Raw genomic sequence first — 20872 nt, 5'->3', positions numbered from 1 at the left:
ATATTGATGCTATATTTACAAATAATACAACTTAACAATATTAAAATAAAGAATATAGTGTACGAATTAATAATATATACTAATATTATAAGATATTTGATTTACACATTAAAGTATATGTGTAATTATTTTCACTAAAAAAAACTTGATTATGTGGAAATACCAACATGAACAAAGATTTCAAAAGCAAAAAAGGTAAAATGATTCATAAGTTCATCAAAAAATAGTGTTAGACTATTAATAGCAGTAAGTTTTACTTGTAAGTTATATTAACATTTTTCTTTTTAGCATAATGCTAATATATATAAATTGTAAATAGCGAAAGTTGCTGTTGGTCAGTATTCATTTGAAAGAGTAGCTTGAAACAATGTTTTGGAAAATAGCCATTCGACATAAGCTTTATTATGTGCAAGTTATATGTAAAAAGGTTGTGTACATATTTATCATTCTTATTTTCAATAATTTATAATTAGCAAGAAAGGTAATTTACTAGTGAGAGATAGTAATATTAAGTATAAAACTTAGTTCCCAAAGTACTCAGCAAGCCAAGAAAATCACAGGTAAAGTTTTAGATGCAGCGGGCGAACCAATCATCGGTGCCAGTGTGCTGGTAAAAGGTACCGGTACTGTGACAGACATAATCCAAAAGTTCCCCGGTGCATCAAAAACGAGCGAGCACTATTGGTGGCGTCGCATGGCCCATCGTTAGCATGAGGTAAATTTCAACGCTAAGAATATGGAAGCTTCAAATCCCAAGGCAATGTTTGATGACATATGGCCTCTGTACCGGTATGGTGGGACATCGAAGAAGAAGAATAACTTAAGGCACATCGAAGACCCTTAACGGTCTTCATTCATAGACGATGATTGGAACAGCCGGTTCGTGAGAATCAGCTGTTTGTATTCTACTCTACGCCTCATTTCCCTATCGGTTGTATTCTCCTCCTCACCTCTTTGGATATTTCCAGAAACATATAGTTCAGTTTACCGGAATGAATACCTTCTTTATTTTGGGTATACTTCTTATTGGCATACTCCTTGGACTTGTCAAAGGTAATGCGCGACATCTGGTTCTGCGACTTTCCCACCATTGTCGAATCCAACTGTTCGTCCGGAAAGAAATCATCCAAATTCACATCACCAATCATGGTCGTTTCAAGGAAATTCATGTCTTTATGACTAAAATCTGTGTAGTATCCTACAAACATATGTCCTGGAGTGCGTACCAATATAGGTTCTATATTTATGGCACGGAGTAAAGAAGCAAAAAGGACACTCCCATCCACACAGTTGATTTGCGAGGACTCCAAAGCATCATCGAACGTGCGCACACGCTGTGAAAAAACCACGTTGCTGGAAAGGCTCGTATTGGACACCGAACTATAACGGAACTTGCGCTTTTGCAACACATTCCACAAGGCATAAACCTGCTTGTCCACCACTTCGGCACCTCCCTGATAACCCAAAAACCGGTTGACGATACGCGTATCCAGCGCTTCACGCAACAGCTTGTCAATCATAGGATTCTCCTCATTCACATAAGCTGCAAAAAAGATGCCGGTATCATGGAACTTTGTACCATTCGTGACATACCCCAACAGACATTCATTAATGCTGCGAACGGAAAAAGTACGCACCCTCTGCCCCAAATCCTTGCCGTTCATCTCTACCATAACGGCCACACTGATGGGTTCCGCTTGGTTGTTATTCTTCAGAGCCTCGTAATTCCATATGATATCAGGATAGATAATATACTCCGTACGCGGTTTTGCCAGCACAAACTCCGACACGGAACGGGAAAAGAACGGAGTCTCTGCAACCTCTACCCGCACCCGGCTATAAGCATTCCTCGAACGGACACGGACAGCGATGCAGGACTTCGGATTACCTACATACATGGAGTCTACCGGCACTATGACCTGAGCATCGGTAGTAGCCACCGAAAGGATACTGGAAGGGAATATATTACCGCCCAGTTCATCCGTAATCTCAAATCCCGAGCGGAAAGGAGCCGTATTCAGCCAGACAGAGCCGATTATCACTAAAAGTAGAGTTCCCATAATAACCGACAAATGTCTCTTAGAGAAACTCCTGATATACATAAGTTCTTTCATACAATTCAGTATTTACGAAGCAAAGATAATATTTTAATGTGACGGGGCTTTTAGATAAACGGGAATTTAATGTAACCCAAATGTAACACTTGTTTCATCATTCCGTAACAAATTAGCCTCACTTTTGTACCCAGAAAGCAGAAATGGCCTGCATCTCGGCACAACTTTTCATGTAAACATGAAAATTCTGCATTCGGTTTGCACTATTTTTGCCGATAAAAAGAAATAAAGTTTAACTTTGTGACAAGAAAATTGTTTTATTCCTGTCATACATAAACAACAAAGCAATGAACAATTACCGGATTTTAGTAGTGGACGATGAAGAAGACTTATGTGAAATTCTGAAGTTCAACCTCGAAAACGAAGGCTACGAAGTGGACACGGCGAACTCTGCCGAAGAAGCTCTGAGAATGGACATTGGCAGCTACAACCTACTACTGCTGGACGTGATGATGGGAGAAATTTCCGGCTTCAAAATGGCAAGTATGCTGAAGAAGGACAAGAAGACGGCCCAGATACCCATCATCTTCATTACCGCCAAAGATACGGAAAATGACACCGTGACTGGCTTCAACCTGGGAGCGGACGACTATATATCCAAACCCTTCTCGCTGCGCGAAGTAGCGGCACGTGTCAAAGCCGTACTGAGACGCACCCAGCAAGGAGAGACAGAGCATGCACCGGAACAGATTGTCTACAAGACGCTGGTGCTGAACGTCATCAAGAAGAAAGTCTGCATTGACGGTGAAGAGGCACCGCTCACCAAAAAAGAGTTTGAAATCTTATTGCTGCTTTTGCAGAATAAAGGACGCGTATTCTCGCGCGAGGATATACTGAACCGCATCTGGAGTGATGAAGTATATGTGCTGGACCGTACCATCGACGTAAACATCACACGCCTACGCAAGAAAATCGGAGTTTATGGCAAATGCATCGTAACACGCTTGGGATATGGATATTGTTTCGAAGCCGAATAACGACAGACACTTTCTGTCCTTCAGCCGGAAGCTTTTCCTTTCGGTCATTTCACTGTTCCTCATATTCGCCGCATGCTTCATCGCCTACCAGTATCAGCGGGAAAAGGAATATAAAGTGGAGCTACTGGACACGCAGCTGCAAGACTATAATGACAGACTACACCAGGAACTGCGCTATCTCCCCGACAGCCTATGGACTTCCATGCTGGACAGCTATATCTCCAAGCATGTAAACAAGGAACTGCGCGTCACCGTGGTAGACCTTCAAGGTAACGTATTGTTCGACAGTTCCCAGAACGGCAGCCATGAACTGGACAACCACATCAAGCGCCCCGAAGTGCAGAAGGCACTGAAAGCCGGCAAAGGCTACGACCTGCGGCGCATCTCCGAAACCACCGGCAGAACCTATTTCTATTCTGCCACCGTCTACAAAGACTGCATCATCCGCTCAGCTCTCCCCTACAACGTCAACCTGATGAACAATCTGGCTGCCGACCCACATTACATCTGGTTCACGGTCATTGTATCACTGCTGCTGATATTCATCTTTTATAAATTCACCTCCAAACTTGGCAGTGCCATCAACCACCTGCGTGAGTTTGCCAAAAGAGCCGACAAGAACGAACCCATAGACATGGACATACAAACCGCCTTCCCGCACAATGAACTTGGAGAGATTTCGCAGCACATCATACAAATATATAAGCGCCTGCGCGAAACCAAAGAGGCGCTTTACATTGAGCGCGAAAAACTCATCACCCATTTGCAGACCTCCCGCGAAGGACTGGGCGTATTCAACAGAGACAAAAAGGAGATACTGGTAAACAATCTGTTCACCCAATACGGCAATCTGATTTCAGACTCCAACCTGCAGACTACCGAAGAAATATTCTCCATCTGCGAATTCCAGAAGATAACAGATTTCATCAACAAGGCACAGAAACGCCCTTCCTATAACGAAGAACGAAGAATGTCCGTTCACATCAACAAGAACGGACGCATCTTCATCGTGGAGTGCATCATCTTCCAAGACCTCAGCTTTGAGATTTCCATCAACGACATCACCCAGGAAGAGGAGCAGATACAGCTAAAACGGCAATTGACCCAAAACATCGCCCATGAGCTGAAAACCCCCGTAAGCAGCATACAAGGCTATCTGGAAACCATCGTGAACAACGAGAACATCGCGCCCGAAAAGATGCAAATCTTCATGGAACGCTGCTACGCGCAAAGCAACCGCCTGAGCCGCCTGCTGCGCGACATATCCGTACTGACCCGCATGGACGAAGCCGCCAACATGATCGATATGGAAAAGGTGGACATCAGCATGCTGGTTTCAAACATCGTCAACGAAGTGTCCCTGGAACTGGAACAGAAGCAAATCACCGTTGTCAATTCCCTAAAATCGAAGATACAGTTGCGGGGCAACTACTCTCTACTCTACTCCATCTTCCGCAATCTCATGGACAACGCCATCGCTTATGCCGGCACCAACATACACATCAACATCAGTTGTTTCCGCGAAGACGAGAATTACTACTATTTCAGTTTTGCCGATACCGGCATCGGCGTTTCTCCCGAACATCTGAACCGTTTGTTCGAACGCTTCTACCGTGTAGACAAAGGACGCTCGCGCAAGTTGGGCGGCACCGGCTTGGGGCTCGCCATAGTGAAGAATGCAGTCCTTATTCACGGAGGCACCATCTCTGCCAAAAACAACCAAGGCGGAGGGCTGGAGTTTGTATTCACACTGGCAAAAGAGAGATAACAGCCCGTTTTACCACACCAAACAAAATGCTTTGCATACCTCTGGAGAAGGTTCTTGTGGCAAGTGTGGCTTGTATTGGTATCTTTTCACCTTACCGACATGACGGATTGCTTAAATCGCCTTAAGTCACTATCAATCAGAGAGTAATTTTGCCAACCTATTGCCATGCTTTTGGCAAACTTTTGCCATGCCTATGGCAAAGTTTTGCCAACGCGGTGACAAAGTCTTGCCAAGAGGATGGCAAAACCTTGCCAATTTGTCGGCAAAAAGAAAGAGAGCGGGGAAGAAAATTTATCACTCATAGAATTGTTTTCTCAAAAAGAATCCGTATCTTTGTCATGCATTGGTTCGCTCCCCCCCCTTCAGGGAAAGCGATTAAAAGGGAATCAGGTGTAAATCCTGGACAGTCCCGCTGCTGTAAGTTTCGTGCAACGTTGCAGACAATTACTCTATGCCACTGGAATACTCTTCCGGGAAGGCGCCTGCAACAGAAACAAGTCAGAAGACCTGCCATGCATACTTTATCATTGCTTTCGAGGAAAAAGCGTTGAGTCTAATGAGCCGGACAAACCGTCCATCATTTCATTCATCAAACCTAATTCAGAGAAAGTAAAGAAGGTAATAAACTCTGCCAAGTTTATTTGATGATGTCCGGCCGAAGTGATTTCGTCCGGACATTTACATTACAAAAAGTCATATTTAAATTGATTATTACATAGATTTTACCTAAATTCGGCACATTAAACCGAAATAATCGGTTTATCCGTTAACCTATTGTCAAATTATTAAAGATACAGAGTCTATGGAATTACCATTTGCCGAAGCATGGAAAATCAAAATGGTGGAACCTATCCGTAAAAGTACCCGCCAGGAACGCGAACAATGGCTGAAAGAAGCCCACTACAACGTATTCCAACTCAAATCGGAACAAGTTTATATCGACCTCATCACCGACTCAGGCACCGGCGCCATGAGCGACCGCCAATGGGCAGGCATGATGCTGGGTGACGAAAGCTATGCCGGAGCCACCTCATTCTTCAAACTGAAGGAAGTCATCACCCGCCTCACCGGATTTGAATACATTATCCCCACCCACCAGGGACGCGCTGCCGAAAATGTACTCTTCTCCTATCTGGTGCACGAGGGCGACATTGTGCCGGGAAACTCCCATTTCGACACCACCAAAGGACATATCGAGGGACGCCGGGCATTGGCTCTGGACTGCACCATAGACGAAGCCAAACAGACACAGCTGGAAATTCCCTTCAAAGGCAATGTAGACCCTAAAAAACTGGAAAAAGCATTACAGGAACATAGCGAACGGATACCGTTCGTCATCGTCACCATAACCAACAACACTGCAGGCGGCCAGCCGGTTTCCATGCAGAACCTGCGCGAAGTCCGCGCCATTGCCGACAAGTACGGCAAGCCCGTTCTCTTTGACTCGGCACGCTTTGCGGAAAATGCCTACTTTATCAAAATGAGAGAAGAAGGTTACCGCAATAAGAGCATAAAGGAAATCACCCACGAGATGTTTGACCTTGCCGACGGTATGACGATGAGTGCCAAAAAAGACGGTATTGTCAACATGGGCGGATTCATAGCCACCCGCCGGAGAGACTGGTATGAAGGTGCCAAAGGCTTCTGCGTACAATTTGAAGGCTACCTCACTTACGGCGGCATGAACGGACGTGACATGAACGCCCTTGCCATCGGCCTGGATGAAAATACTGAATTTGACAATCTGGAAACCCGCATTCACCAGGTGGGCTATCTAGCCATGAAACTGGATGAGTACGGGATACCTTACCAACGTCCCGCAGGCGGCCATGCCATATTTGTGGATGCCCCCAAAGTGCTGACACACGTGCCCAAAGAAGAGTTTCCGGCACAGACACTGACCGCCGAACTCTATCTAGAAGCAGGCATACGCGGTTGTGAAATCGGCTATCTGCTGGCAGACCGCGACCCGGTAACCCGCGAAAACCGCTTCAACGGCTTGGATTTGCTCCGGCTTGCCATCCCTCGCCGCGTGTACACCGACAACCACATGGATGTGGTAGCAGCCGCTTTAAAAAATGTATATGACAAGCGGGAAAGTATTACCCGCGGAGTTCGCATCACTTGGGAAGCTCCGTTGATGAGACATTTTACGGTACAACTGGAAAGGCTGTAAGAAATTTACAGACTCAATGTCAAGACAAAATCCGGAAACAAATAATAATGAATAGTGAACCGGCGTTTCTCCACCGTACGATACTCTTCGGCGGAGAATACGCCGCTTTCATTTACAGCAAAAGGCAGAATGCGCATGTGCCCACGAAAATCAACCTCGGAAGCATTCAGGCATTTAAACATGGTCTCCTTGGCCGACCAGTGCAGCAACAGTGACCAAGTGTCGGTTCCGCGAAACACGGATGGCTGTTCATCTTCGCGCATGAATTTATGCGCCACCTTCCTTACCCGTTCACCATACTGCTCAATGTCAATGCCCACTTCCCGACCCGGCAATCCCAAAACAACAGCCACATAGCCTTTCGTATGCGAAATACTGAGAGAGGCGGAAGCATCTGCCAAATAAGGTTTCCCACTGGGATGATAGGCAATCTCTTTCTCTTCTCCCGACAGCGTGTAAAGCAATACACGGACAGCCAGCCACTCCAAACGGCGGTGTGCTGCGGTGAAACGCCGCATACCTTCCCGGTATACTTCCTGATGAGGAAGCATGGCCAGCAATTCCTCCGGAGATTCCTCCGTTTTCCAAATTCCCCATCGGCAGGGAAGAGCGGTATGTTGTAAGAAGAGGGGCATGAGGCAAGGATTAAGGATTAGGGATTAGAGGAGTTGAGGCATTTACTGTAAACTTCACTTTCAGGATACGGCGGTTGTCCATCTCCAGCACCTCAAACTCATAACGGCCGTAGGTCACCTTTTCATGGAGAGCAGGAAATTCCCCCTTCAGCTCCAGCAGAAGTCCGGCAAGCGTATCGGCATCCCCTGCCACCTCATCGAACGTTTCCTCGTCTATCTTCGTTATTTTATAGAAATCGGTCAGCTGGGTCTTGGCTTCAAATACCCAAGTGTGGTCATTCAGTACGGCATATGTACGTTCTTCATCATCGTATTCGTCATGAATTTCGCCCACAATCTCCTCAATAATGTCCTCCATGGTGACAATGCCCGACGTACCGCCGAACTCATCGACCACAATGGCTATATGAATCTTGTTTGCCTGAAAATCGCGCAGCAAATCATCAATCATCTTGGTTTCGGGCACAAAATAGGCGGGCCGGATAAGCGACTGCCAGCGGAAATTATCCCCTTTGTTCAGATGGGGAAGCAAATCCTTGATATAAAGCACCCCCTTGATATTGTCACGGTTATCCGCATAGATGGGAATACGGGAGTAGACATTCTCTACAATGCACTTCACCACATCCTTGAAAGGGGTACGAATATCCAGATCCACCACATCGAGGCGGGAAGTCATAACCTCCTTGGCTGTCTCTCCACCAAAGCGGATGATACCTTCCAGAATATTGTTCTCCTCCGAAAGTTCCGCCTTATCGGTCAATTCTAGTGCATGTGAAAGTTCATCGACCGATATATTATGGTTCTTGCGGACCACATGCTTGTTCAGGAAAGAAGTGGAACGTACCAGCATAGATGCCATCGGATAGAATACGGAACGGCAAAACGTGATGCCGGGAGCAGCAAAACGGCAGAAAACCAGCGTTTTCTGAGCCGAATATATCTTAGGCATGATTTCACCGAAAAGCAACAGCAAAAACGTAAGGACTACTGTCAGAATGAGGAACTCTGCAATGGGAGAATGAAATTGGAACACATTCATAAAAAAGAAGTTACAGAGCATGATTATGGTTACATTCACGAAGTTGTTTGTAATCAGAATCGTCGCCAACAAACGTTCACTGTTATCCAGCAAATTACTGATTTTCTCATCCGAAGGATGCTTTCTCTCCGCTATTACATTTAAGTCTGACGGAGAAAGAGAAAAAAAGGCTATTTCGGAAGCTGATGCAAAGCCGGAAACGAGCAAAAGCAAACCTGCCAACACAATGGCTACAATGGCCGAAATAGAAGGAGTCTGTACGGATATACCGTTAAAAACATCTGCCAACTGGCATAAATAAGCGTCTGGGTCCAAAGATTTTGGTTTTAGTTAAACAATCAGAACGGTAGATCGTCCGTCGGGTTATCTTGTGCAGGGGCAGCCTGCGGTTGTACCGGTTGTTGCGGCTGGGCTGTCGCTCCGGCTTGCGGCGCAAACGGCGCATTGCCCGATGCCGATGCACTTTTAGGTGTCAACATTTCCATTGTATCTGCAAAAACTTCAGTCACATAGCGCTTAGCTCCTGTCTGGTCATCATACGAGCGAGTGCGAATTTTGCCTTCAATGTAAAGTTTATCTCCTTTATGCACATATTTTTCGGCAGTTTCTGCCAGTCCACGCCAAAGCACAATATTATGCCACTCAGTGCGGTCGGGAACCTGGGTTCCATTCTGCAAAGTGTATCCTCTTTCTGTAGTAGCCAAAGAAAAAGTAGCTACCGCCACCCCACTGTCAAGGTATCTCACTTCCGGGTCTCTGCCCACATTTCCTAACAATATCACCTTGTTTACTGACATAAGCTTCTATTTTATTAATTTGCTGCCAAAATTAACGAGAATATCCACACCATGCAAGAATACAGACAACTTTTATATATATTTCTCCAAGAAAGCATGTATCAGCCGAGGCACCGCATAACGGTCCAAATCTTCGACCGCAACCTGCTGGTAACCTGAAAAAGAACCCGAATTATCGGGTAGAGTGACCTCATAGAAATTGGTATAAATCACTCTGTGGGACAATACATGCTTCACTCCCCGAAGTAGTGTACGGACCATCCGCACCTCTCCCTCTGCAAACAGTGCATGAAACTGCGGACATGCCAGGAACTCCTCTTCGGATAAATCTTTTTCCGTTTCGATTAGAGGCAATTCAAAGAGATTTTTCCAGATATCGTTCTCCGTCCTCTTATGTATCAAAGTATGCGCACCCATACGTACATATATATAATTAAAATAGCGGTTGGTAGTCTTTGTTCTGTGCTGCTTCACGGGCAGTTGCTGCACTTTGCCTTCCAACAAGGCTCTGCAGCTACCAGACAAAGGACAGAACAGACAGTTGGGCGACTGCGGCATACACTGCACGGCTCCGAAGTCCATAATCGCTTGGTTATAATCTGCCGGTCGGGATTTATCGAGCATCTCTCTCGCCAAAGCAGTAAAAGTTTTTTTCCCTTCGGTAGAATCAATGGGAATATCAATGCCGAAATAGCGGGAAAGCACCCGATATACATTCCCGTCTACCACCGCATAAGGCATGTCATAGGCAAAAGAACAGATGGCCGCTGCCGTATAATCCCCTACCCCCTTCAAAGCACGCACCTCTGCATAGTTTTTTGGAAATGTACCCTTCATGCTTTTGGCTGCGGCATGCAGGTTGCGGGCACGGGAATAGTACCCCAGGCCCTGCCAATATTTCATCACTTCGTCCTCGGACGCAGCAGCCAGCGACACCACATCCGGGAAGCGTTTTATGAAACGCAAAAAGTACTCATAACCCTGCGCCACTCTTGTCTGTTGTAAGATGATTTCAGAAATCCATATCAGATAAGGGTCCGTGGTATTTCGCCACGGAAGGTCGCGTTTGTTCTCCGCATACCAATCCAACAATGTTCCGCTAAAAATATTCATGCTGCAAAAATACTTCATTTTCAGCCTAACAAAGCTTAATGCCAAGACTTTTTTAGAAAATTGTCCGAAATATATTTTTTAGAGCCACGGAAAAGCTATATATTTGCAGTCCAAAAAATTAGGAAAACTATAGTAATAATATTTTTTTTAAAGAAAAATGACTAAAGCTGATATTGTAAACGAAATTACAAAGAACACCGGAATTGATAAGACAACCGTACTTACAACCGTTGAAGCATTCATGGACGCAGTAAAGGCATCTTTATCCAAAGATGAAAATGTTTACCTCCGCGGGTTTGGTAGTTTTGTAGTGAAGAAAAGAGCTCAGAAAACTGCACGCAACATCTCCAAGAACACTACAATAATCATTCCGGAACATAACATTCCGGCATTTAAGCCTGCAAAAACGTTCACCCTCTCAGTGAAGAAATAATAAACAATAGTATTAACCCATAAAAATTTTGAAGCTATGCCAAGCGGAAAGAAGAAAAAAAGACATAAAATGTCTACGCACAAGCGTAAAAAAAGACTAAGAAAGAACAGACATAAAAGCAAAAAGTAATTTTTAGTCTGAAGGACAAAATAAAGAACAAACTTGTGAAGCAAAATGTCTCGCGGGTTTGTTCTTTGTTTAAGTAGTAAATAGAATCATTTAAAAGCCAATTATTGTGACAAGCGAACTCGTTGTAGACGTACAGCCCAAAGAGGTATCCATTGCACTGCTTGAAGACAAGCAGCTGGTGGAACTCCAGAGCGAAGGAAGAAACATCTCCTTCTCGGTGGGCAACATGTATTTGGGACGCGTCAAAAAATTGATGCCCGGCCTGAATGCCTGCTTCGTGGACGTGGGTTACGAGAAAGATGCTTTTCTTCATTATCTGGACCTAGGTCCTCAATTTAACTCGTTAGAGAAGTACGTAAAGCAAACTTTAAGCGACAAGAAGAAGCTGAATCCCATTACCAAAGCAACCATACTTCCCGACCTTGAAAAGGACGGAACGGTTTCCAACACACTCAAGGTGGGACAAGAAGTAGTGGTGCAAATTGTCAAGGAACCTATCTCTACCAAAGGGCCGCGACTGACTTCCGAACTTTCCTTTGCCGGAAGATACCTCGTGCTGATTCCCTTCAATGACAAGGTTTCCGTATCACAAAAAATTAAATCGAGCGAAGAGCGCGCACGCCTCAAGCAACTGCTGATGAGTATCAAGCCGAAAAACTTCGGCGTCATCGTCCGCACCGTAGCCGAAGGAAAACGTGTTGCCGAACTCGACGGAGAGCTTAAAGTATTACTGAAACATTGGGAAGATGCCATTACAAAAGTACAGAAGGCCACCAAATTTCCGACACTGATTTACGAAGAAACCAGCCGTGCCGTAGGACTGTTGCGCGACTTGTTCAATCCTTCCTTCGAAAACATCCACGTGAACAACGAGGCTGTGTACCACGAAATCAAGGATTACGTAACCCTCATCGCCCCTGAACGGGCAGGAATCGTGAAGCTGTACAAAGGTCAACTCCCCATTTACGACAATTTTGGTATCACCAAACAAATCAAGTCATCATTCGGCAAGACCATTTCATACAAAAGTGGTGCCTACCTGATTATTGAGCATACTGAGGCGCTTCACGTAGTAGACGTGAACAGCGGTAACCGCACCAAGAATGCCAACGGGCAGGAGGCCAACGCACTGGAAGTGAATCTGGGCGCAGCCGACGAACTGGCACGCCAGCTCAGACTAAGGGATATGGGTGGTATCATCGTGGTGGACTTCATCGACATGAATGAAGCCGAAAACCGACAGAAGCTTTACGAACGTATGTGTGCCAACATGCAGAAAGACAGAGCACGTCACAACATCCTGCCGCTCAGTAAATTCGGACTGATGCAGATTACACGCCAGCGTGTACGCCCGGCTATGGATGTAAATACGACGGAAACCTGCCCCACCTGCTTCGGTAAAGGCACCATCAAATCGTCCATCCTCTTTACGGACACCTTAGAGAGTAAGATTGACTACCTGGTCAACAAATTGAAGATAAAGAAATTCTCGTTACACATCCACCCGTACATCGCAGCCTACGTCAATCAGGGACTCGTCTCCCTGAAACGGAAGTGGCAGATGAAGTACGGATTCGGTATCAAGATTATTCCAAACCAGAAATTAGCATTCCTGGAATATGTATTCTACGACCTGCAAGGGGAAGAGATAGACATGAAGGAAGAAATCGAAATCAAATAAAAAAGACGGCGAAGGGTATTTATCTTCGCCGTCTTTTTTAGCTCTTGCTTTTGGGGAGCTCTCCCCAAACATGCCTTTCGTTATAAAGCCAAACGATAGATTTCCCTGCAATCAGTCATGGTCAGCTTCACGTAGTTGCCAAGCAGTTCGCCTTTATTGCGCCGCAGACTGACGAGCATACGGTCTATATCGGGATGCTCGATACCCAACTCCTTAAAGCCAACCGGCAAGCCCATGTAACGGAAAAAGTGTTTCAGTCGGGCAGCACCTGCCAAAGCCATCTCTTCCAAATCTTCGGACTTGGGTATATCAAAAACACGATGGGCAAACTGGGCTATCTTTGCCGGATTATGTTCTGCCATAAAAGCCATCCAGGCAGGGAAGATTACAGCTAAGCCGGCACCGTGGGCTACATTATAGATAGCACTGATTTCATGTTCCAGTGCATGGGATGCCCAGTCTTCCTCACGCCCTACCCCACAAGTTCCGTTATGCGCCACAGTGCCACACCACATAATGTTGGCACGCGCGGCATAGTTGTCCGGTTGCTGTTTCACCCGGTAAGCTTCTTTAATGATAGCTGTCAAGGTGCCTTCGCAAAGCCGGTCGCTGATTTCCACATCCGGTGTATTTGTGAAATAACGCTCCATGATGTGAGCCATCATGTCGGCAATACCACAAGCCGTCTGATAAGCTGGGAGAGTGTAGGTCAGTTCAGGATTCATGATGGAAAATACGGGACGCAAATGCTCGGGGGCACAGAGCCCCAGTTTTTGGAGTGTCTCTGTCTTGGTAATTACCGTATTGCCCGAACCTTCGCTTCCGGCAGCCGGGATAGTCAGCACCACGGCTACTTTCAACGCTTTCTCCACCTTGGCACGACCGATAAAGAAATCCCAAAAGTCACCATCATAGAGGACTCCGGCAGCAATGGCCTTTGCCGTATCTATGACCGAACCACCTCCCACAGGAAGCATCATATCCACCTGCTCACGACGGCAAAGCTGAATACCTTCGTATACCTTCCCGTCAATGGGATTGGGCTGGACACTTCCCATTTCGCAATAAGCCACACCGGCTTCCTGCAAGGATTGCTTCACTCTATCCAGCAGACCACTCCGTACAACAGAACCGCCTCCATATACTATCATCACTTTTTGTGCACCATACTTACGCGCCAATGCACCGACTTGCACTTCAGTATTCTTGCCAAAGACAAACTCTGTAGGACTATAAAAAACAAAATTATTCATTGTATACCTTATTTAATGTATCGACTGTATCTTTCAAAGAAGCGTCCGAACGCTCCCCACTTCATCAGTCCTTTCTCAAAAACAAAAATACCCAGCAATGCACAAGAGATGCCCAGCATCACATCAATCAGATAATGGTGTCCCGAATAGACAGCCGTCCACCAAATACCGACCATAATCACCGCAAACAACGCTATCAACCACTTTTTGCTGCGGTCCATAACCGCGTAGGCCAAAGCCACCACCATATAGGCGGCATGGAGCGAGGGCACTGCTGCAAATACATTGGCATTCCTTCCGTAAATGGAGTTGAAGATGGAGCATCCCAGCAATTCGTCAAAACGTCCTAAGCCGGCCACATTGCCCGGAGTGTCGAGTATCGGCTCGAAACCATAATTCATGGCATACCAGGGCGGAGCAGCGGGATGGATGTAATAGCCGGCAAAACCGATGAGATTAACCAGCAGGAACACCATCGCAAAACGAAGATATACCTTACGGTCACCCTTCAGATAGAGCCACACCCCGAATGCAATGGGAACCGGTACCCAACAGAGATAGAATATCCCGGCAAAGAAATCGGCAACTGGACAATGGTTCAAAGCAAAATACTCACAAGGGATAAGGACAGCACCGTCTACAGACAAGCCAAAAAGGGATTTTTCTGCCTCATAAAGTCCTTTTACATCAATGGGATTCACCTGGTAATTGGGATATACGCGCATCCAGTCATACGAAATGCCGAATATGAAAAACGGCAACAGCGCCACTGCCAACTTACGGGTTGTCTGTCCGGCAAAGAACAATAACAGAAATACACCCCCCATCAGGAAATGTTCCGGACGAAGCCCGATACAGACCGCTGTCAGAATCAGGAAAAACGCTGTGATGACAATCACCAGCACTGCCTCTCTCACAGAGGGAAACAAACTATTTTTCATTCCTTGTCTTTCAGTATTTTATAGCAATGCGCCAAGCGGGCAAATGCCGTCAAATTCGCCAATATTGCAATCACTGCCATAGGCACAATCAGTATCAGCATCGGGTCGAACAAGGTACAATCACCAAAGATACCGCAGAACATGGCACCGAGGGCAGTCAGCACAACGCGTTCGGGACGCTGCATGAAACCGACTTTACACTCCAGCCCCAAACCTTCGGCACGGGCACGCACGTAACTCACCATCAGCGAACCTATCAGCGCAATGAATGTAATGATGGAGCCCCACAAATAGCCTTGCAGCATCAGGTAATAGAAGATGCCGAACAATGTCACGAGCTCGCTGTAACGGTCGAGTACGGAGTCGTAGAGCGCACCGAAAGTAGAACTCATTTTACCCACGCGTGCCACACGTCCGTCCATCATGTCAAACAACCCGGCAAAGAGCACAATACCGCCTCCCCAGCCTACATAGGCCAGTTCACCACTCTTGTACACCCCGGCATACACAAACAAGGCAGCCGCCACGATATTCAGCACCAGCCCCGTAGTCGTAATAAAGTTAGGCGTAATGCCAATTCTAATCATACCATGCACCACAGGATTGATAATCTTGTATATCACCTGCTGCAACCAATCTCTATAATTCATATTCGTCTTTTTTGTTCTCTAAATAATGTTTCAGAAAGCCTTTTATATTGTGATTACGATAAACGAAAAAACGTTGCAGATGGTAGTTCCAAAAAAAAGCTACCAGCACTGCTACTATTATCTTTGACAGAATAAATACATTGTCTATATAATATCCCAACAGCCCATTGACCCATGTCATGCCCGTAAGCCACTCGGTCAGTGCAAAAGTGCCCCAGGTATTCAGTATAATGCTGCCTCCCCAGACAAAGAGATATTTCACGGCAACATGCGTTTTCTTACAGTCTTCGGCATGGAACACCCATCCGTAATTAATGGCACAGTTTACAATGCCTCCTACTACGGAACCCGTGAATGTGGCATAAAGATAAAAAACAGCAAAAGCCTTCACCAGAAGGATAGTCACCAGAAAATCGACAAAGCTTGCGAATTGCGCAGAAATCTGGGCCTTGAAGAAGATCCAGACAGAATGGCGCCACGACACACCTTTGCCATTTGATTTCAACTGATTATCCATCTTGCCACAATCAAAATTATAAATCCGTAGACTCCGGACAGAATATCGTCCATCATTACCCCGATTCCACCCGGCAGACTTTCCATACGGCGAATGCCCAAGGGCTTGAATATATCAAACAAACGGAACAAGACAAATGCTCCCAATGCATACCATACATGTCCGGCGGGCGCCGCAAGCAAGGCAATCCACACGCCAACCATTTCATCGACCACCACGCGCGAAGGGTCTTCGCCCCAAGATGCCTCCAGGCGGTTGGCAGCCCAGATACCGGCAAGTGTAAATACCAAAATCAATGCCACTGTCAACCACAAAAGGCAGACACTTGAAATCAGATAAGACAACCCGAACCAGATAAGCGTAGCCAGCAAAGCTCCCGCAGTGCCGGGTGCAAAAGGAGAAAAGCCCGAGCCAAAGCCCGTACCGATAATAACTGGGAGGAGGGAGGGTTTCTTCATCAAAAAAGTAATGAGGTGATAAATGCGATAAAAACGGTAAAATGATAAATGCAATAAAGTAATAAAAGTGATAAAGTGGTAAAGTGCTATCACTCTATCACCTTACCACCTTATTTTTATCACCTTATCACTGTTTTTTTAGTCCAGATAACTCGGTGCTGTCTCACCCACCATATTGCGGAGAGTCTCTTTCACCATGCGCCATTGCTGGAACAAATCGTGTACCGGCTCATGCTCGAAATCGTGCATCGGACTCTTGCAGAAGAAGGACAGCCACGTCTGGATGCCGCACATGCCTGCACGCAATGCCAAATCACTGAAAATAACCAAGTCGAGCGCGATGGGAGCAGCAAGAATGGAGTCACGGCACAAGAAGTTAACCTTGATTTCCATCGGATAGCCCATCCAGCCGAAAATATCGATGTTGTCCCATGCTTCCTTGTTATCCTTACGGGGAGGATAGTAGTTGATGCGTACCTTATGATAAACATCACCGTACAAGTCAGGATATTTCTCAGGTTCGAAGATATTGTCGATAACAGACAGCTTGCTGACCTCTTTTGTCTTGAAGTTCTCCGGTTGGTCGAGTACCTCGCCGTCACGGTTACCCAGAATATTCGTAGAGAACCAGCCACTTACACCCAACATACGGGTCTTGAACATCGGAGCAAGCACCGTCTTCATCAAAGTCTGGCCACTCTTGAAGTCCTTACCGGAAATGGGCACATTCATTTTCTTGGAGAATTCCCACATAGCCGGAGTATCCACACACAGATTAGGAGCACCCATAATAAACGGAGCGCCTTCTGCAATGGCAGCGTATGCATAGCACATACTCGGAGAGATTACTTCAGTATTGTTTTCCTTCATTGCCTGTTCCAAAGCAGCGAGAGATTCGTGCTCCTTGGACAGCGGAATATATATTTCGGTACTTGCAGCCCACAGCACAACAATACGCTCGCAGTTATTGGCTGCCTTGAAGTTACGGATATCCTCGCGCAACTGCTCTGTCATTTCCCAGCGGGTAGCTGCCTTCTTAATGTGCGTACCGTTCAAACGTTTTGCGAAATTGTGGTCGAATGCAGCAGGCATCGGCTTGATGGCTTGCAGTTCATCTTTTACCAGATTCAAGTCCTTCTCTTTCAAAACCTCGGCATACATAGCAGCTTCGTAGGCGTTGTCCGGGAAAATGTCCCAACCGCCGAAAACGATATCATTCAAATCAGCCAAAGGCACTATGTCTTTGATAAGTTTTTCTTTGCCATCCTGCATGCGCATAGCAGCCATTTGTGTAATTGAGCCTATAGCTTTTGCCAAGCCCTTGCGAGCAGCTAATGTACCGGTAATCATGGTGGTTGCAACCGCACCACCTACTCCGACTACCAGCACGCCCAGGCGTCCGGTTGCCGGCTTAATGTTTTCTTTCATTGCCATTGTATTATTTAGAGTTTAAAAAATTGCTCAAATTTAGGGTATTTTACTCAATTGGGATTAGTCATTTTATCCGATTTAATGTCCTATTAGTAAGATTTAAGTTAAAATGTCATGTGCAGACTGATTCTGAGCCCGGATTTGTCTATATCCGGTAAATTTCGGTAAGTCAGACGCCATACATAATCGACACGCAACACCTTGAAAATATTTTCAATGCCTACGCCTGCCTCTACGTAGGGCGTATGCCCCATGGTGGTACTCCCGGCAGGAAAACGGAACAAATCCTGCTGAAAAGCCGGATTATTCTTATCGCTCAAATTCCCATACAAACCGCGGCAGGAAAGCACTTCACGCCATTTCAACTTTTTCAACAAAGGAATACGGTTGAAGAGCCAGCCGTTCAAGTAATAGGTCACATCCCAGGAAGCGTATTCATCGTTCATGAATTCCATGGCATTCATCAATGAATAAGACTCAGGCTGTATGGTATAGGACAGGTTCGCATTGGGAATGATAAGCAGAGGAAAAGGAACCTTATTCCAAACTTTTCCGACTTTCAGGATAACGTCCGTATAACCGAATGCCGAGAACCAGAAACGCTTTTGAAAACCCGCTTCCGTATAGTGATAGGTATAGTCTCCTCCCAGTACCCCTTTGGCAGCCATGGTATGCGTAAGCGAAAAGACCGGAGCATCCAGCGAAACAGGGAAACGGTTCCATTGGGTCTGGAAGAATTTTTCGTTGGGAGCATAGCGCAGCTTCAATTCCAGCTCACTGGTCGAAATACTTTTTACATACGTATTACGGTCATCCTGCTTGATGAAAGGAATCAGACGGGATGATTCATCTTTACGCAGGCGCGCCGTCATCTGTACGGAAAAGCCGGAATGGAACTCATTGGTATAGGTCAGCTCCGCTTTCCGCTGATAACCGATACGGTCATCCTTCTGACGTTTCAAGGCAAGAAAAACATTATCCTGACTGGTATAAAGATAGTGTTGTCCATATTGATTGACATCTGACAAGTAACGGAGCTTCAACGAATGTATAGGAAATTCATTGGCATATTCCTTCTTCTTATGAAAAGAATATTCCAGTTCGGCAAGTCCTTTTACACGATGGTCGCGAAAACCGTATGCCATATACCCCCTGCCGAACAGATACGGATTGAGCCATGCCGTCGTCATACCGCCGGCACGCAAGCGCACTCCTTCCAGTGTATTTCCGCTGATGGTGGTATTCATCATACCGATATAGAACAAAGGTTCTTTTTCCTTCGGAGCGGGAATATACCCCGTGAACAGCACCTTCAGCACTTTCTCCGTCCAGAAATAAACGGGATAGCTGCGCAACTGGGCCATCATCTTGTCCACCGAAGTCTCTTTCTTGCTGACCTCCACCTGGCGGTTGGCATCCCAATATGCTTCCGAATAGCCGGAAGCCGATGCCTCTTCAATCACCTTTTCCGGTTTTCGGAAAGCCTGCAGAGCCTTGTCATCCGGTTCATACTGATAGTTTCTGTAATACACATCCCGCTTGGCATAAATACCGTCACTATTGTCCACCAACTTGAATTCCGTAGTGATACTCTCATTGAGCAACTGCCTCGTACCGTCCTCCGCGCGGTCAAAATTCTGTTCAATCTTCATGTAGTCCACAAAGTTCAGATTGATTTTCTGAGGAAAGTTCATGACGGCACGCCTTACAAAATAGGTGCTGTCCAGCATGACGTACAAATGTCCCGTAAAACCGAACGACTCGGAGTTGAAAGGAACAAATGTCAAGTCAACACAAGGCTTTCCGGCAACGGTAAGCGTATCCATCAGATAATATTTGTAGAAAGACGGCCCAAGGGAGGAAAGCGGGCTGACAAACTTATTGGTGAACAAGGTAATGTTGTTCTCATAAAGGTCTACATCGGTCATGGTGACACTGATAGCCTGCTCCATACCCTGCTGGGAAAGCATTTCGTCCACTCCTGCCTGCCTGCGGGCGGTGACCCACTGTTTCCGGCTATGCGGAGACTTGCGGTAATAATCTGTGGCAAGCAACTCACGGTTGGAAATGGCCAGTACCGGCCTGCCGGTAACGGCAGAGGTATCGACATAATCCGTCAGAAACTTGAACTTACGGTAAAGCCACTTCTGTTGCTTCAAGCTGTCGAAGTTATTGATGGCAAAAGTCATCTTTTCATAGCGGTCACGTTTCCAGAAGTCGCGTTCGTCGGGCGAATAGTCATCCCGATGCTCTATCATCTTGCGTACAAACTCCACTGCGGGATTATCCTTTTTCTTATACCGTTCACGCTTCGGCTTCACCACCACTTCATCCAGTGCATAAGTGGCTGGCGAAAGGACTATATTGAACTTAGACGACTTTGCGGGATGAATCAACCGGACATATTCATTATATCCCACGGCCGAAATGACCAGCGTGGCCTCCGGGCGATAGGTCTTGAAGGAAAAACGGCCGTTATTGTCCGTCATCCCTCCCTCCGTAGTTCCTTTCAGATAAACTGACGTATAAGGCAATGGCTCCTTCGTCAACGAATCGGTGACAACGCCTTGCACCATATATTGTGCCCTCAATGGAAGAGTAACCAGCTGGATAAGCAGAAATACCCTAAAAAACAACTTCATACCTTGTTTTACCTAATTTGGATGACAAAGGTACGGAAGAAAACTTTTTCTTAAAGTTCGGTTTTACGGAATAAATGTTCTAAAAAACTCCTTTTGTATAAAACACTTCCCGTTA

The 20872-nt window shown here is 46.0% G+C and carries 17 protein-coding genes and 1 riboswitch; of the genes, 5 read left to right on the top strand and 12 right to left on the bottom strand.

Translation table 11 applies throughout. From position 1 onward, the window contains the following. Window positions 1-917 precede the first annotated feature (917 nt). The gene (locus tag ITJ87_RS09850; protein WP_117974457.1) at window positions 918-2114 is read right to left on the bottom strand and encodes a hypothetical protein; all 1197 of its coding nucleotides are present in this window, start codon (window positions 2112-2114) and stop codon (window positions 918-920) included. Between the two features lie 287 nt (window positions 2115-2401). Here ITJ87_RS09850 and ITJ87_RS09845 point away from each other — a divergent pair, with 287 nt between their 5' ends. The 3 genes from ITJ87_RS09845 to ITJ87_RS09835 all read left to right on the top strand — a co-directional run bounded on the left by ITJ87_RS09845 (window position 2402) and on the right by ITJ87_RS09835 (window position 7035). Continuing rightward, a complete protein-coding gene (locus tag ITJ87_RS09845) occupies window positions 2402-3091 on the top strand; it encodes a response regulator transcription factor (RefSeq protein ID WP_005826729.1) in 690 nt (229 codons plus the stop codon). Further along, window positions 3066-4859 (top strand): ATP-binding protein, encoded by a 1794-nt coding sequence (locus tag ITJ87_RS09840; protein ID WP_117965482.1) that lies wholly within the window; start codon window positions 3066-3068, stop codon window positions 4857-4859. The genes ITJ87_RS09845 and ITJ87_RS09840 overlap by 26 nt, the downstream gene beginning before the upstream one ends. A 327-nt stretch (window positions 4860-5186) precedes the next feature. Continuing rightward, window positions 5187-5389, top strand: a riboswitch (cobalamin riboswitch). Window positions 5390-5661: 272 nt separating this feature from the next. Then, window positions 5662-7035 carry a tryptophanase gene (locus ITJ87_RS09835; RefSeq protein WP_117965484.1) on the top strand — a complete coding sequence of 458 codons (1374 nt, stop codon included), beginning with the start codon at window positions 5662-5664 and terminating at the stop codon, window positions 7033-7035. 5 nt (window positions 7036-7040) lie between these two features. On the opposite strand, the gene ITJ87_RS09830 is transcribed toward ITJ87_RS09835, so the two are convergent. The 4 genes from ITJ87_RS09830 to mutY all read right to left on the bottom strand — a co-directional run bounded on the left by ITJ87_RS09830 (window position 7041) and on the right by mutY (window position 10622). Next, complete coding sequence (locus ITJ87_RS09830; RefSeq protein WP_117962593.1) at window positions 7041-7670, bottom strand: 4'-phosphopantetheinyl transferase superfamily protein; 630 nt, start codon at window positions 7668-7670, stop codon at window positions 7041-7043. A 10-nt stretch (window positions 7671-7680) separates the two neighbouring features. Then, the gene (gene gldE, locus ITJ87_RS09825) at window positions 7681-9027 is read right to left on the bottom strand and encodes a gliding motility-associated protein GldE (RefSeq protein WP_117962591.1); all 1347 of its coding nucleotides are present in this window, start codon (window positions 9025-9027) and stop codon (window positions 7681-7683) included. Window positions 9028-9050: 23 nt separating this feature from the next. Continuing rightward, window positions 9051-9509 (bottom strand): single-stranded DNA-binding protein, encoded by a 459-nt coding sequence (locus ITJ87_RS09820; protein ID WP_117965486.1) that lies wholly within the window; start codon window positions 9507-9509, stop codon window positions 9051-9053. 72 nt (window positions 9510-9581) lie between these two features. Then, window positions 9582-10622: an A/G-specific adenine glycosylase gene (gene mutY, locus ITJ87_RS09815; RefSeq protein WP_117965518.1), complete on the bottom strand. Its 1041-nt coding sequence runs from the start codon at window positions 10620-10622 to the stop codon at window positions 9582-9584. 157 nt (window positions 10623-10779) lie between these two features. On the opposite strand from mutY, the gene ITJ87_RS09810 reads away from it, so the two are divergent. Then, window positions 10780-11055, top strand: coding sequence for an HU family DNA-binding protein (locus ITJ87_RS09810; protein ID WP_005826750.1), 276 nt, complete (start codon window positions 10780-10782; stop codon window positions 11053-11055). Between the two features lie 235 nt (window positions 11056-11290). Further along, window positions 11291-12865, top strand: a complete 1575-nt coding sequence (locus ITJ87_RS09805; protein ID WP_005826752.1) for an Rne/Rng family ribonuclease — start codon at window positions 11291-11293, stop codon at window positions 12863-12865. A gap of 80 nt (window positions 12866-12945) precedes the next feature. On the opposite strand, the gene ITJ87_RS09800 is transcribed toward ITJ87_RS09805, so the two are convergent. The 7 genes from ITJ87_RS09800 to ITJ87_RS09770 form a co-directional block, all read right to left on the bottom strand. Beyond that, the gene (locus tag ITJ87_RS09800) at window positions 12946-14118 is read right to left on the bottom strand and encodes an iron-containing alcohol dehydrogenase (protein WP_117965488.1); all 1173 of its coding nucleotides are present in this window, start codon (window positions 14116-14118) and stop codon (window positions 12946-12948) included. Window positions 14119-14126: 8 nt separating this feature from the next. Then, window positions 14127-15059 (bottom strand): phosphatase PAP2 family protein, encoded by a 933-nt coding sequence (locus tag ITJ87_RS09795; RefSeq protein WP_117965490.1) that lies wholly within the window; start codon window positions 15057-15059, stop codon window positions 14127-14129. Continuing rightward, on the bottom strand, window positions 15056-15709 hold the full coding sequence (locus ITJ87_RS09790) for a CDP-alcohol phosphatidyltransferase family protein (RefSeq protein ID WP_117965492.1): 654 nt from the start codon (window positions 15707-15709) through the stop codon (window positions 15056-15058). Before ITJ87_RS09790 ends, ITJ87_RS09795 begins: the two co-directional genes overlap by 4 nt. After that, the gene (locus ITJ87_RS09785; protein ID WP_005826761.1) at window positions 15699-16226 is read right to left on the bottom strand and encodes a GtrA family protein; all 528 of its coding nucleotides are present in this window, start codon (window positions 16224-16226) and stop codon (window positions 15699-15701) included. The genes ITJ87_RS09790 and ITJ87_RS09785 overlap by 11 nt, the downstream gene beginning before the upstream one ends. Then, window positions 16211-16684 (bottom strand): phosphatidylglycerophosphatase A, encoded by a 474-nt coding sequence (locus ITJ87_RS09780; protein WP_117965520.1) that lies wholly within the window; start codon window positions 16682-16684, stop codon window positions 16211-16213. The genes ITJ87_RS09785 and ITJ87_RS09780 overlap by 16 nt, the downstream gene beginning before the upstream one ends. Window positions 16685-16822: 138 nt before the next feature. After that, window positions 16823-18112, bottom strand: coding sequence for an inositol-3-phosphate synthase (locus tag ITJ87_RS09775; RefSeq protein ID WP_117965522.1), 1290 nt, complete (start codon window positions 18110-18112; stop codon window positions 16823-16825). Between the two features lie 107 nt (window positions 18113-18219). Further along, entirely contained in the window at window positions 18220-20757 is a 2538-nt protein-coding gene (locus tag ITJ87_RS09770; protein ID WP_117965494.1) for a DUF5686 and carboxypeptidase-like regulatory domain-containing protein, read from the bottom strand. Between the last annotated feature and the right edge of the window lie 115 nt (window positions 20758-20872).

It is taken from the genome of Bacteroides sp. HF-162, from assembly GCF_015679285.1.
In the GTDB taxonomy this organism is placed as follows: domain Bacteria; phylum Bacteroidota; class Bacteroidia; order Bacteroidales; family Bacteroidaceae; genus Bacteroides; species Bacteroides uniformis.
This window is presented reverse-complemented; position numbering and strand designations above follow the sequence as displayed.